Origin of the sequence: Mycobacterium sp. E1386, assembly GCF_001672745.1 — a bacterium.
Classification (GTDB): Bacteria; Actinomycetota; Actinomycetes; order Mycobacteriales; family Mycobacteriaceae; genus Mycobacterium.
This window is the reverse complement of sequence record NZ_LZKH01000016.1, coordinates 1-12,999: the sequence shown is the minus strand read 5'-3', so window position 1 is coordinate 12,999 and position 12,999 is coordinate 1. Positions and strand designations below refer to the sequence as shown.

At 69.6% G+C, this 12,999-nt stretch carries 10 protein-coding genes and 2 pseudogenes; 10 read left to right on the top strand and 2 right to left on the bottom strand.

Annotation, left to right across the window (positions count from 1 at the left end; translation table 11 throughout):
• Window positions 1-29 precede the first annotated feature (29 nt).
• The 3 genes from A5709_RS01605 to mutM are packed head-to-tail and all read left to right on the top strand — an operon-like array spanning window position 30 to window position 2,234.
• Window positions 30-608, top strand: coding sequence for a DUF177 domain-containing protein (locus A5709_RS01605; protein ID WP_197520059.1), 579 nt, complete (start codon window positions 30-32; stop codon window positions 606-608).
• Window positions 605-1,318 (top strand): ribonuclease III, encoded by a 714-nt coding sequence (gene rnc, locus A5709_RS01600; protein WP_068011183.1) that lies wholly within the window; start codon window positions 605-607, stop codon window positions 1,316-1,318. The genes A5709_RS01605 and rnc overlap by 4 nt, the downstream gene beginning before the upstream one ends.
• 55 nt (window positions 1,319-1,373) lie before the next feature.
• Window positions 1,374-2,234 (top strand): DNA-formamidopyrimidine glycosylase, encoded by an 861-nt coding sequence (gene mutM, locus A5709_RS01595; protein WP_068117499.1) that lies wholly within the window; start codon window positions 1,374-1,376, stop codon window positions 2,232-2,234.
• A 27-nt stretch (window positions 2,235-2,261) separates the two neighbouring features.
• On the opposite strand, the gene A5709_RS01590 is transcribed toward mutM, so the two are convergent.
• Window positions 2,262-3,038, bottom strand: coding sequence for a PIG-L deacetylase family protein (locus A5709_RS01590; protein WP_068011185.1), 777 nt, complete (start codon window positions 3,036-3,038; stop codon window positions 2,262-2,264).
• Window positions 3,039-3,092: 54 nt separating this feature from the next.
• On the opposite strand from A5709_RS01590, the gene A5709_RS01585 reads away from it, so the two are divergent.
• The 7 genes and pseudogenes from A5709_RS01585 to A5709_RS01555 all read left to right on the top strand — a co-directional run.
• Window positions 3,093-3,506: an OsmC family protein gene (locus A5709_RS01585; RefSeq protein WP_067951339.1), complete on the top strand. Its 414-nt coding sequence runs from the start codon at window positions 3,093-3,095 to the stop codon at window positions 3,504-3,506.
• On the top strand, window positions 3,493-3,786 hold the full coding sequence (locus A5709_RS01580; RefSeq protein WP_067951340.1) for an acylphosphatase: 294 nt from the start codon (window positions 3,493-3,495) through the stop codon (window positions 3,784-3,786). Before A5709_RS01585 ends, A5709_RS01580 begins: the two co-directional genes overlap by 14 nt.
• Window positions 3,787-3,960: 174 nt before the next feature.
• Window positions 3,961-7,575, top strand: coding sequence for a chromosome segregation protein SMC (gene smc, locus A5709_RS01575; protein ID WP_068117497.1), 3,615 nt, complete (start codon window positions 3,961-3,963; stop codon window positions 7,573-7,575).
• A 46-nt stretch (window positions 7,576-7,621) separates the two neighbouring features.
• Window positions 7,622-8,947, top strand: a complete 1,326-nt coding sequence (gene ftsY / locus A5709_RS01570; protein WP_068117493.1) for a signal recognition particle-docking protein FtsY — start codon at window positions 7,622-7,624, stop codon at window positions 8,945-8,947.
• 184 nt (window positions 8,948-9,131) lie between these two features.
• A complete protein-coding gene (locus A5709_RS01565; protein WP_067944912.1) occupies window positions 9,132-10,523 on the top strand; it encodes an ammonium transporter in 1,392 nt (463 codons plus the stop codon).
• Entirely contained in the window at window positions 10,520-10,858 is a 339-nt protein-coding gene (gene glnB / locus A5709_RS01560; protein WP_066952569.1) for a nitrogen regulatory protein P-II, read from the top strand. Before A5709_RS01565 ends, glnB begins: the two co-directional genes overlap by 4 nt.
• 36 nt (window positions 10,859-10,894) lie before the next feature.
• Window positions 10,895-12,811, top strand: a pseudogene (locus A5709_RS01555) ([protein-PII] uridylyltransferase); the annotation flags it as partial.
• Here A5709_RS01555 and A5709_RS28605 read toward each other — a convergent pair.
• Window positions 12,806-12,999 (bottom strand): annotated as a pseudogene (locus tag A5709_RS28605) (hypothetical protein); the annotation flags it as partial. The pseudogenes A5709_RS01555 and A5709_RS28605 overlap by 6 nt on opposite strands.

Sequence of the window (12,999 nt, the reverse complement as noted above, 5' to 3'; positions counted from 1 at the left end):
TATGCGGTTCGGGCCGTAGGATTTCTGATATGACGCGGCAGCACAGCACCACCTCGCAGCGCCATCTGAGCTCGCCGATGACGATTGACATCGCCCGGCTCGGGCGGCGCCCCGGGGCGATGGTGACCCTGCGGAAGGCTGTACCCGCGCCGTCGCGCATCGGGCTGGACATGATCGCGATCGAGGCGGGCGCTCCGTTGGAACTCGACCTGCAAGTTCAGTCGGTCTCCGAGGGCGTATTGGTGACGGGCACGGTGGATGCGCCGACCGCCGGCGAATGCTCCCGTTGCCTGACCCCGGTCAAGGGGCACGTGCAGGTCCGGTTGACCGAACTGTTCGCCTACCCCGACAGCACGACCGAGGCGACCACCGAGGAAGACGAGGTTGGTCACATCGTCGACGACATCATCGACCTCGAGCAGTCGATCGTCGACGCCGTCGGACTGGAGCTGCCGTTCGCGCCCCTGTGCACGGCCGACTGCCCCGGGCTGTGCCCCGAATGCGGTGTTGCCCTCGCGACCGAGCCGGACCATCAGCACGACCGCATCGACCCGCGGTGGGCCAAGCTGGCGGGAATGTTCCCCGAGCCGCCGCGGGGTGAGCAGTGACGTCACGGCAAGACCTGCTCGATGCCCTCGGGGTCGAGCTGCCCGACGAACTGCTCTCGCTCGCGTTGACGCACCGCAGCTACGCCTACGAGCACGGCGGGCTCCCGACCAACGAACGCCTGGAATTCCTCGGTGACGCGGTGCTCGGCCTGACCGTCACCGACGAGCTCTACCATCGGCATCCCGACCGTTCGGAAGGCGACCTGGCCAAGCTGCGGGCCAGCGTCGTCAACACTCAGGCGCTGGCCGATGTCGCGCGCAAGCTGTCCGCGGACGGCCTGGGCGTTCACCTCTACCTCGGGCGCGGGGAAGCCAACACCGGCGGCGCGGACAAGTCGAGCATCCTGGCCGACGGCATGGAATCGCTGCTGGGCGCCATCTACCTGCAGCACGGCATCGACACGGCCCGCGAAGTGATCCTGCGGTTGTTCGGCGCGCTGCTGGACGCCGCGCCGACCCTGGGCGCCGGGCTGGACTGGAAGACCAGCCTGCAGGAGCTGACCGCGGCACGCGGCATGGGTGCGCCGTCCTACGTCGTCACCTCCACCGGCCCGGACCACGACAAGGAATTCACCGCCGTCGTCGTCGTGATGGACACCGAATACGGCTCCGGGGTGGGGCGCTCCAAGAAGGAAGCCGAGCAAAAGGCCGCGGCGGCCACCTGGAAAGCGCTGGAAGTGCTGGACACCGCGGGACAGTCGTCCGCCTGACGTGTTGGTGATGACCCGTTTCGCCGGGCTTCGCCGCGCTTGCGATCATCACTAGATGCCCGAGCTGCCCGAAGTCGAGGTCGTGCGCCGCGGCTTGCAGGCCCGCGTGGTGGGCAAAACGATCACGGCCGTTCGGGTGCACCACCCGCGCGCCGTGCGCCGCCACGAGGCCGGGCCCGCCGATCTAACCGCCCGGCTGCTCAACGCCCGGATCACCGGCACCGATCGGCGGGGCAAGTACCTGTGGCTGCTGCTCGACGGTCCGGACCAGCCCGACACCGCGCTCGTCGTGCACCTCGGCATGAGCGGGCAGATGCTGCTGGGGGAAGTGCCGCGCGCCGACCACGTCCGCATCTCCGCGCTGCTCGACGACGGGACCGTGCTGAGCTTCGCCGACCAACGCACCTTCGGTGGGTGGATGCTTGCCGACCTCGTGAGCGTGGACGGCAGCGTCGTGCCGGTCCCCGTCGCGCACCTCGCCCGCGACCCGCTGGACCCGCTCTTCGACCGCGATGCTGTCGTTAATGTCTTGCGGCGCAAGCATTCCGAGATCAAGCGACAGCTCCTGGACCAGACGGTGGTTTCGGGCATCGGCAACATCTATGCCGACGAGGCGCTGTGGCGGGCCAAGGTCAACGGCGCGCGGATCGCCGCCGGGTTGAGCCGCCGCCAGCTGGCCGCCGTCCTGGACGCCGCGGCCGACGTGATGCGCGACGCGCTGGCGCAAGGCGGGACGTCGTTCGACTCGCTGTACATCAACGTCAACGGTGAATCCGGTTACTTCGACCGGTCGCTGGACGCCTACGGCCGCGAGGGGCAGAACTGCCGGCGCTGCGGCGCGGTGATGCGGCGGGAGAAGTTCATGAACCGGTCGTCGTTCTACTGCCCGAAATGTCAGCCGCGGCCGCGGGTTTGACGCCCACTCGAGCGGGCCTACGGCGGATCAGTCGAAGATGTCCCGTCGGGCGGACCCCGGGGGCAAGGCCGGGTCGACAAACCACTCGCGCGGAAACAGCACGCCGAACGCCTGGGGCGGCAGTCGAAGCAGGACCCCGTACATACGGGCGGCCACACTGGAATCGCCGATCTGCGAGCGGTGGGCGGCGAACGCGTCTCGCTTCTGGCGCGCGAACCCGAAGACGTCGATGCGATGGGTGATGCTTGCCCGCGGCGCGTACGCGGTGCGCGCAATGTCCGGCTCGTAGGGCGCCGGCAGCCGCAGCAGACCGGCGAGCTGGCCGACGCGGACAAGTAATTCGCGCGGCATCGTCGCCTCCAGCACACGCGGGGTCGCCGCGAGCTGGGCGCCCCGCTTGCCAACGTGATGCACCTGCACGTGATCCCGGTGGCCGTAGCCGCCGTTGGGCTCGTAGCTGAGCAGGATGTCCGCGTCTTCCTCGCTGAGTATCGCGGCGAGCCGCTGCGCCGCCTCCTCGACGTTTGCTCGCCCGAAGCGGACCCGTCCGGGCGGATCCGGGTAGAACACCGGGCCATAACCGCTATCGGCATAGCCGAGGCACTCAACCCGCTGCGCCCCCAAAATGTCTGCGCTCGAACGTAATTCGTCCAGCCGGAAATCGCTTTCCGCGTTGTGCACGCGCCCATCGGTCGCGCTGACGACGACCACGCGATGCCCGCCTGCCGCCGCCCGAGCGATAGTGCCTCCGGTGAGGATTACCTCGTCGTCCGGATGTGCGTGGAATGCGACCACGGTGGCCATGAAACGCAGTATGCCCGCGGCGCACGGTACGCACCGCCCGGTAAAAAGTAGGGCATGACCGAACTCTGGGTGGAGCGCACGGGATCGCGCCGTTACACCGGATACAGCTCGCGCGGTGCGCAGGTCCTCATCGGCTCGGAGGACGTGGAGGGCGTGTTCACCCCCGGCGAGCTGCTGAAGATCGCCCTCGGCGCGTGCAGCGGGATGTCCAGCGACCAGCCGCTCGCCCGCCGGCTCGGCGACGACTACAAAGCGGTGGTCAGGGTGTCCGGTGACGCCGACCGCGAACGCGAGGTCTACCCGATGCTGGAAGAGACGCTCGAACTCGACCTGTCCGGACTCTCCGCGGAGGAGAAGGAGCGGCTGCTGGTGGTCGTCGAGCGGGCGATCGACCTGGTCTGCACCGTGGGGCGCACGCTGAAAGCCGGCACGCAGGTGAACTTCAAGGTCGCCGATGTCGGATCCTGACGTCCGGCTCACCGCCTGGGTGCACGGGACGGTCCAGGGAGTCGGCTTTCGCTGGTGGACGCGCTCCCGGGCGCTCGAGCTCGGGCTCACCGGCTATGCGGCCAACCAGGCCGACGGCCGCGTCCTGGTGGTCGCTCAGGGGCCGCGAGAGGCCGGCGAGAAGCTCCTGGCGCTGCTGGAAGGCGGCGAGTCGTGGCCGTCCCGGCCGGGCCATGTCGAGAAGGTCGTCGCCGACTGGTCGCAGCCGCAGGAACGATACGAAGGCTTCGTCGAGCGCTGACGCCGTGATAGCGCCGGCGCTATCGCGTCGCAGCGCCCAGCATCGCTTCCGTTCCCGTGACTGATGTGGTCACTGTGGCCAGTGCGTCGACTGTGTTCAGCGGCCGTATTTCGACCCCGGCGACACCCCGCGGTGCGGGCAGCACGGGCGATTTGAGCGGTAGTCTGGCTCGCCGTGTACCTCAAGAGTCTGACGCTGAAGGGCTTCAAGTCCTTCGCATCGCCGACGACTCTGCGTTTCGAGCCGGGCATCACCGCGGTCGTCGGGCCCAACGGTTCCGGTAAATCCAACGTCGTCGACGCCCTGGCCTGGGTGATGGGGGAGCAGGGAGCAAAGACCCTGCGCGGCGGCAAGATGGAAGACGTCATCTTCGCCGGCACCTCGTCGCGTGCCCCACTGGGCCGCGCCGAAGTCACCGTCACCATCGACAACTCCGACAACGCGCTGCCGATCGAATACTCGGAGGTGTCGATCACCCGGCGCATGTTCCGTGACGGCGCCAGCGAATACGAAATCAACGGTGCCAGTTGCCGTTTGATGGATGTGCAAGAGCTGCTGAGCGATTCCGGGATCGGCCGTGAGATGCACGTCATCGTGGGGCAGGGCAAGCTCGACGAGATCCTGCAGTCGCGACCCGAAGACCGGCGCGCCTTCATCGAAGAGGCCGCCGGTGTGCTCAAGCACCGCAAGCGCAAGGAGAAGGCGCTCCGCAAACTCGACGCGATGTCGGCCAACCTGGCCCGGCTCACCGACCTGACCACCGAGCTGCGCCGCCAGCTCAAACCGCTGGGCCGCCAGGCCGAGGTGGCCCGTCGCGCCCAGACCATCCAGGCCGACCTGCGTGACGCCCGGTTGCGGCTGGCCGCCGACGACCTGGTCAGCCGCCAGGTGCAGCGCGACGCCATCTTCGAGGCCGAGGCCGCCATCCGCCGCGAGCACGACGAGGCCGCCGCCCGCCTGGCCCTGGCGTCCGAGGAGCTGACCGCGCACGAGGCGGCGGTGGGCGAACTGTCGGTGCGCGCCGAATCCGTCCAGCACACCTGGTTCGGGCTGTCCGCGCTGGCCGAACGGGTCGCCGCGACGGTCCGCATCGCCAGCGAACGCGCCCAGCATCTCGATGTGGAACCGGCGCCGCCCAGCGACAACGACCCCAGAAAGCCTGAAGAGCTGGAAGCCGAGGCCGAGCGGGTGGCCGTCGCCGAGCGGCAGCTGCTGGCCGAATTGGCCGAGACACGCACGCGGCTCGATGCCGCCCGGGCCGAACTGGGCGAGCGTGAACGCGAGGCCGCCGAGGCCGACCGGGCCCACCTGGCTGCGGTGCGGGCCGAGGCGGACCGCCGGGAGGGCCTGGCGCGGCTGGCCGGTCAGGTGGAGACCATGCGGGCGCGCGTCGAATCGATCGACGACAGCGTCGCGCGGCTGTCCGAACGCATCGAACAGGCCGCCGCCCGCGCGCAGCAGTCCAAGGCGGAATTCGAAACCGTGCAGGGACGCGTCGGCGAACTCGACCAGGGCGAGGTGGGCCTGGACGAGCACCACGAGCGCACCGTGGCCGCGTTGCGGTCGGCCGACGCGCGCGTCGCCGAACTGCAATCCGCCGAACGTGACGCCGAACGCCGGGTGGCCTCGCTGCGGGCCCGCATCGACGCGCTGTCGGTCGGGCTGGAGCGCAAGGACGGCGCGGCCTGGCTCACCGAAAACCACTCTCAGGCAGGGCTTTTCGGGCCGATCGCCAAGCTGGTCAAGGTCCGCCCCGGCTATGAGGCGGCGCTGGCCGCGGTGCTGGGATCGGCGGCCGACGCGCTGGCCGCCGATAGCTTCGGCGCGGCCCGGTCCGCCGTCGCCGCCCTCAAACAGGCCGACGGCGGCCGCGCGGCGCTGGTGCTCGGTGACTGGCCCGCCGACCACCCCGCGGCGCGCGACACCCTGCCGGGCGCCGCCCTGTGGGCGCTGGACCTGATCGAAGTGCCCGTGCGGCTGCGCGGCGCCATCACGGCGATGCTCTCGGGGGTCGCGGTGGTCGACGACCTGGATCAGGCGCTCGAACTGGTCGCGGCGCGACCGCAGTTGCGCGCGGTCACCCTCGACGGCGACCTGGTGGGCGCGGGCTGGGTGAGCGGGGGCTCCGACCGCAAGTTGTCCACGCTCGAGGTCACTTCGGAAATCGACAAGGCCGGCAGCGAGCTGGCCGCCGCGGAAGCGCAGGTCGCCCAGCTGACCGCGGCGCTCTCCGGCGCGCTGACCGAGCAGGCCGCCCGCCAGGACTCCGCCGAGCAGGCACTGGCCGCGCTCAACGAGTCCGACACCGCGATCTCGGCGATGTACGAGCAGCTGGGCCGGCTTGGGCAGGAAGCGCGCACGACCGAAGACGAGTGGAACAGGCTGCTGCGGCAGCGCGAGGAGCTCGAATCCGGCCGCGCGCAGACGCTCGAGGAAGTCACCGAACTGGAAAACCGGCTGCGCAACGCTCAAGAGACGCAGCACGTGGACGCGGAAGAACCCAGCCATGCGGAGGTCCGTCAGCGGATCGCCGCCGCCGCGGAGGCCGCCCGCAGCGCCGAGGTGGAGGCCCGGCTGGCGGTGCGGACCGCCGAGGAGCGGGCCAATGCGGTGCGCGGGCGCGCGGATTCGCTGCGCCGTGCCGCGGCCGCCGAACGCGAGGCGCGGGTGCGGGCTCAACAGGCTCGCGAGGCGCGGCTGCGTGCGGCCGCCGTCGCCGCCGCGGTGGCCGACGCCGGCCGCCTGCTGGCGCAGCGGCTGGACGGGGTGGTCGCCGCGGCGTCGAAGATCCGCGACGCGTTGGCGGCCGAACGCCAGGAGCGCGCGACCGCGATGGCGGCGGTGCGCGAAGAGGTCAACGCGTTGAGCGCCCGGGTGGCAACCCTCACCGACTCGCTGCACCGAGACGAGGTGGCCAACGCGCAGGCGGCCATGCGCATCGAGCAACTCGAGCAGATGGTGCTCGAGCAGTTCGGGATGGCGCCGTCCGACCTGATCGCCGAGTACGGACCGGACGTGGCCCTGCCGCCGACCGAGCTCGAGATGGCGGAATTCGAGCAGGCCCGGGAACGCGGTGAGCAAGTGGTCGCGCCCGCCCCGATGCCGTATGACCGGGCCACCCAGGAGCGGCGGGCCAAACGCGCCGAGCGGGAACTGGCGGAGCTGGGCCGGGTCAACCCGCTGGCGCTGGAGGAGTTCGCCGCACTGGAGGAGCGCTACAACTTCCTGTCCACGCAACTCGAGGACGTCAAGGCGGCCCGCAAGGACCTGCTCGACGTCGTCGCCGACGTCGATGCCCGCATCCTGCAGGTGTTCAGCGACGCCTTCACCGACGTGGAACGCGAATTCTCCGAAGTCTTCACCGTGCTGTTCCCCGGCGGCGAGGGCAGGCTGCGACTCACCGATCCGGACGACATGCTCACGACCGGCATCGAGGTGGAGGCCCGTCCGCCCGGCAAGAAGATCACCCGGCTCTCGTTGCTGTCCGGTGGCGAAAAGGCGCTGACCGCGGTGGCGATGCTGGTGGCCATCTTCCGCGCCCGCCCGTCGCCGTTCTACATCATGGACGAGGTGGAGGCCGCGCTCGACGACACCAACCTGCGCCGGCTGATCAGCCTGTTCGAGCTGCTACGGGCCCGGTCGCAGCTGATCATCATCACGCACCAGAAGCCGACGATGGAGGTCGCCGACGCGCTGTACGGCGTCACCATGCAGGGCGACGGCATCACCGCGGTCATCTCACAGCGGATGCGCGGGCAGCAGGTGGAGCAGCTGGTCTCGAGTTCCTAGCACCCGCGCCGGGGGCTCGCTCTCCCGCGGCTGAAACAATGTCAGCGTGTCCCAAGGTCTTTGGATCGCCATCGCGGTCGTCGCTGTCCTGGTTGTCATCACGGCGCTGGTCCTGGGCCTGGTGCGGTACCGCCGCCGGCGGATCAGCTTCACGGCCAAGCCGGAACCCGGCGCGATCGACCGGTCGGGCGGCTACACCGCGTCGTCGGGCATCACCTTCAGCCAAACCACAAGGGCCGATTTGGGGGCCGATCGGCTCGACACCACCGGCCTGCCCGCGGTAGGCGACGACGCCACCATTCCTCGCGACGCACCGCGGCGCACCATTTCGGAGGTCGAACTCCCCGAACCGGAGACCCTGGAGACCCCGCCCCCGCCGCCGGTAGCACCGGCGCCCCCGCAGCCGCCCGCCCCCGAGCCGGCGCCAACGGCCCCCGAGATCGAGGCCATCGCGCCGCCCGAGGGCCGCCTCGAGCGCCTTCGCGGCCGGCTGGCCAGGTCGCAGAACGCGTTGGGACGCAGCGTGCTGGGCCTGATCGGCGGCGGCGACCTGGACGAAGACGCCTGGCAGGACGTCGAGGACACCCTGCTGGTCGCCGACCTCGGCCCGGTGGTCACCGAGTCGGTGATGACGCAGCTGCGCGCCCGCCTGGCCGGCAGCGCCGTGCGCACCGAGGCCGACGCGAAGGCCGTGCTGCGCGACGTGCTGATCCGCGAGCTGCACCCCGACATGGACCGCTCGATCCGCGCGCTGCCGCACGATGATCACCCGTCGGTGCTGCTGGTCGTCGGCGTCAATGGCACCGGGAAGACCACCACCGTAGGGAAATTGGCCCGGGTGTTGGTGGCCGACGGGCGTCGCGTGGTGCTCGGCGCCGCCGACACCTTCCGGGCCGCGGCGGCCGATCAACTGCAAACCTGGGCGTCCCGGGTGGGCGCGGAGGTGGTGCGCGGGCCCGAAGGCGCCGACCCGGCGTCGGTGGCGTTCGACGCCGTCGACAAGGGCATCGCCTCGGGCGCCGACGTGGTGCTCATCGACACCGCCGGCCGGCTGCACACCAAGGTCGGGCTGATGGACGAGCTCGACAAGGTCAAGCGCGTGGTTACCCGACGCGCCGCGGTCGACGAGGTGCTGCTGGTGCTCGACGCCACCATCGGGCAGAACGGGCTGGCCCAGGCGCGGGTGTTCGCCGAGGTCGTCGAGATCACCGGCGCCGTGCTGACCAAGCTGGACGGTACGGCCAAGGGCGGCATCGTATTCCGCGTCCAACAAGAGCTCGGGGTGCCGGTGAAACTGGTCGGGCTCGGGGAAGGTCCCGACGATCTGGCGCCGTTCGAGCCGGGCGCCTTCGTCGACGCCCTGCTCGGCTGAAACCCCTTACACGGCGATCGGGACGTTAATACCGCCGAAACACGGTGGCCCCACTGCGGAAACAACCATTGCGCATGGTTCTCGCAGGCCACAGGCGTCGCCTGACGGCCATTCATGTCCGACCGGAGGTGAGCGAGTGGCATTCCCGCAATTGGGCCAACCAGACACAGGCGATACCGCCTGGATGTTGGCGAGTTCCGCGCTAGTGCTGTTGATGACGCCGGGTCTTGCGTTCTTCTACGGCGGCATGGTGCGCACCAGAAGCGTGCTCAACATGATCATGATGAGCATCAGCGCCATGGGCGTGGTGACCGTGCTCTGGGTGCTCTACGGCTACTCGATGTCGTTCGGTGACGACCGGGGCGGTGTCGTAGGAAATCCGACCGATTACTGGGGCCTGGCAAAACTTATCGGCGGCAACGCCGTCAAGGCGGACCCGAGCAAGGGCGTCACGCAGGTCGACATCCCGCTGGCCGGCACCATGCCCGCTACCGTGTTCGTGGCCTTCCAGCTGATGTTCGCGATCATCACCGTCGCGCTGATCTCGGGCGCGGTGGCCGATCGCCTCAAGTTCACCGCCTGGCTGGTGTTCGCCGGGCTGTGGGCGACGCTGGTCTACTTCCCCGTCGCGCACTGGGTGTTCGCCGCCGACGGCTTCGCGTCCGAGCACGGCGGGTGGATCAACAACAAGCTGCACGCCATCGACTTCGCCGGAGGGACAGCGGTCCACATCAACTCCGGTGTGGCCGGCCTGGCGCTGGCGATCGTCCTGGGCAAGCGCCGCGGGTGGCCCACCACGCTGTTCCGGCCGCACAACCTGCCTTTCGTGATGCTGGGCGCCGGCTTGCTGTGGTTCGGCTGGTTCGGGTTCAACGCCGGCTCGGCGACCACCTCGAACGGCTCCGCCGGTGCGACCTTCATGACCACCACAGTCGCCACCGCCACGGCCATGCTCGCGTGGCTGCTGACGGAGCGCATCCGCGACGGGAAGCCCACGACGCTGGGAGCGGCGTCCGGCATCGTCGCGGGGCTGGTGGCGATCACGCCGTCCTGCTCGTCGGTCAACGTGCTGGGTGCGATCGTCGTCGGCGCGGTGGCCGGAGTGGTGTGCGCGCTGGCGGTCGGGCTGAAGTTCAAGTTCGGCTTCGACGACTCGCTCGACGTGGTCGGGGTGCACATGATCGGCGGTCTGGCGGGCACTTTGCTGGTCGGCCTGCTCGCCGCGCCGGAATCCACGGCGATCAACGGTGTCGCAGGGGTGTCGAAGGGGTTGTTCTACGGCGGCGGCTGGGCCCAGCTGGAACGCCAGGCCGTCGGCGCCTTCGCGGTACTGTTCTACTCCGGCATCGTCACGCTGATCTTGGCCTTGATCCTCAAGTACACGATCGGGTTGCGTGTCCCTGCCGAAGAAGAATCAACCGGCATCGACGAGTCCGAGCACGCGGAGAGCGCGTACGATTTCGGGACGATCGGTGGGCAGGGGTCCGTTCTCCCGGCGGCGCGGATTCCGGTGGATGACCGCAACGGCCTGGAGGAGGACCGAGTGGGCGACAAGGTGGAGGCAGAGCAGGCATGAAGCTAGTCACCGCAATTGTGAAGCCGTTCACCCTCGATGACGTGAAGACCAGCCTCGAGGACGCGGGCGTCCTGGGCATGACGGTCAGCGAAATTCAGGGGTACGGGCGGCAGAAGGGCCACACCGAGGTTTACCGGGGTGCTGAATACTCGGTGGATTTCGTGCCGAAGGTGCGAATCGAGGTCGTGGTCGACGATTCCATCGTGGACAAGGTCGTGGACAGCATCGTCCGGGCGGCGCGCACCGGCAAGATCGGTGACGGCAAGGTCTGGGTCACCCCCGTGGAAACCATTGTGCGTGTCCGCACGGGTGAACGCGGAACCGATGCCCTCTGACCGTAGCCACACATCGCTGAACCGGGCCGGGAGGGCATGACAAGCCCACCCGACAGGTCATCTGAAGCGGGGACAGGAAGCGCCGGCGGGGCAGCCGATTTGGCTGCCTCGCGGCGCCAACTGCTGTCAGAGGGCAGTCACCTCGGCGCCGCGGAGCTCCGGAAAGCCTGGCTGGAGCTTCACGAATCCTGGCTGGTCGCCAAGGCCGACGAGATAGGCATCGCCGATGACAGCGGTTTCGCGATCGTCGGAGTCGGTGGCCTCGGCCGCCGCGAGCTGCTGCCGTATTCGGATCTCGACCTGATGCTGTTGCACGACAACAAGTCTGACGCGGAGTTGCAGCGGGTCGCCGACGGATTGTGGTATCCGCTGTGGGACGCCAACGTTCGGCTCGACCACAGCGTGCGGACGGTATCGGGCGCCCTCGGCGTCGCCAACAGCGACCTGGTGGCCGCGCTGGGCATGCTGGACGCCCGCCACATCGCCGGGGACGAGCGGCTGTCGGCGGAGTTGATCGACGGGGCGCGGCGCCAGTGGCGCAGCGCAATCCGGTCCCGCATGGACGAGCTCGTCGCCATGACATATGAACGCTGGCAACGGTGTTGGCGCATCGCGCAGCGGGCCGAACCGGACCTGAAATCGGGGCGCGGCGGGCTGCGCGACGTCCAACTGCTCGGCGCGCTGGGCGTCGCGCAGCTGATCGACCGCCACGGCATGGGTCATCCGGACGCGCCCGGCGGATCCCTGAACGCCGCGTACCTCACGTTGCTCGATGTCCGCACCGAACTGCACCGGGTGTCCAAGCGCGGACTCGATCAACTGCTGGCGCAGTTCGCCGACGAGGTCAGCGCCGCGTTGGGCGTCGGGGACCGATTTGCGTTGTCCCGCATGCTCTCCAGCGTCAGCCGCACCATCGCCTACCACGCCGAAACCGGCCTGCGGACCGCGCAGAACGCGCTGCCCCGACGCGGCCTCACCGCCTTGGTGCGGCGCCCGAAGCGGCGACCGCTGGACGAGGGGGTGGTCGAGTACGACGGCGAGGTGGTGCTCGCCCGCGACGCCCAACCCCAAACCGACGCCGGGTTGGTGTTGCGAGTCGCGGCCGCGTCGGCGGACACCGGCCTGCCGATCGGCGCCGGCACGCTCAAACGACTCGCCGACAGTGTCCCGGACTTGCCGTCGCCATGGCCGCGGGAGGCGCTGGACGACCTGCTGGTCGTGCTGCTGGCCGGGCCCACGGCGGTGAACACGATCGAGTCGCTGGACCGCACCGGCCTGTGGGGCCGCCTCTTCCCGGAATGGGAAGCGGTGCGCGACCTTCCGCCGCGCGACGTCTCGCACAAGTGGACCGTCGACCGTCACATCGTCGAAACCACCGTCAACGCAGCCCCGCTCACCACCCGCGTGGCGCGATCCGACCTACTCGCGCTCGGCGCGCTGCTGCACGACATCGGCAAGGGACGCGGCACGGACCACTGTGTGCTCGGCGCGGAATTGACCATCCCGATCGGCGACCGGCTGGGGCTGTCGGCGCAGGACACCGACACGCTCGCGGGCATGGTCCGCCACCATCTCCTGCTGCCGATAACGGCGACCCGAAGCGATCTCAACGATCCCAAGACCATCGAGTCGGTGGCCGCGGCCCTGCACGGCGACCCGCAACTGCTCGAGCTCCTGCACGCGCTGGCCGAGGCGGATTCGAAGGCCACCGGTCCTGGGGTGTGGAGCGACTGGAAGGCGTCGTTGATCGAGGACCTGGTCCGTCGCTGCCGGCTGGTGATGGCGGGAGAGCCGCTCCCGGAGGCCGCACCTATTGCGCCCCACTATCTTTCGCTGGCGGCCGGCCGCGGTGTGCACGTGGAGCTGCACCCCGGCGACCGCGAGCGTCTGACCGCGGTGATGCTCGCGCCGAACCAGCGCGGGCTGGTGTCGAAAGCCGCGGCGGTGCTGGCGCAGCAAGCCTGATTCGGGCGGCGAGCCGAACACCGGAGACACGACGAACTCCACGATCGCCACGCCGTCGTGAATGTTGGCCAACGCCGAATGGATTCGCAGGGAGTTCACCGCCAGCACCGCCGCGGCTTTCGACACCAGCCCGCGCTGGTTCGGCGCGAGCATCACCGCGGTCAGACGCTCGCGGT

Excerpts from the sequence above, each read along its gene's own strand:
- A5709_RS01605 (WP_197520059.1), top strand. The coding sequence starts at position 30 with ATGACGCGGCAGCACAGCACCACCTCGCAGCGCCATCTGAGCTCGCCG.
- A5709_RS01565 (WP_067944912.1), top strand. The coding sequence starts at position 9,132 with ATGTTGGCGAGTTCCGCGCTAGTGCTGTTGATGACGCCGGGTCTTGCG.
- A5709_RS01580 (WP_067951340.1), top strand. The coding sequence starts at position 3,493 with ATGTCGGATCCTGACGTCCGGCTCACCGCCTGGGTGCACGGGACGGTC.
- A5709_RS01590 (WP_068011185.1), bottom strand. The coding sequence starts at position 3,038 with ATGGCCACCGTGGTCGCATTCCACGCACATCCGGACGACGAGGTAATC.
- mutM (WP_068117499.1), top strand. The coding sequence starts at position 1,374 with ATGCCCGAGCTGCCCGAAGTCGAGGTCGTGCGCCGCGGCTTGCAGGCC.
- A5709_RS01585 (WP_067951339.1), top strand. The coding sequence starts at position 3,093 with ATGACCGAACTCTGGGTGGAGCGCACGGGATCGCGCCGTTACACCGGA.
- glnB (WP_066952569.1), top strand. The coding sequence starts at position 10,520 with ATGAAGCTAGTCACCGCAATTGTGAAGCCGTTCACCCTCGATGACGTG.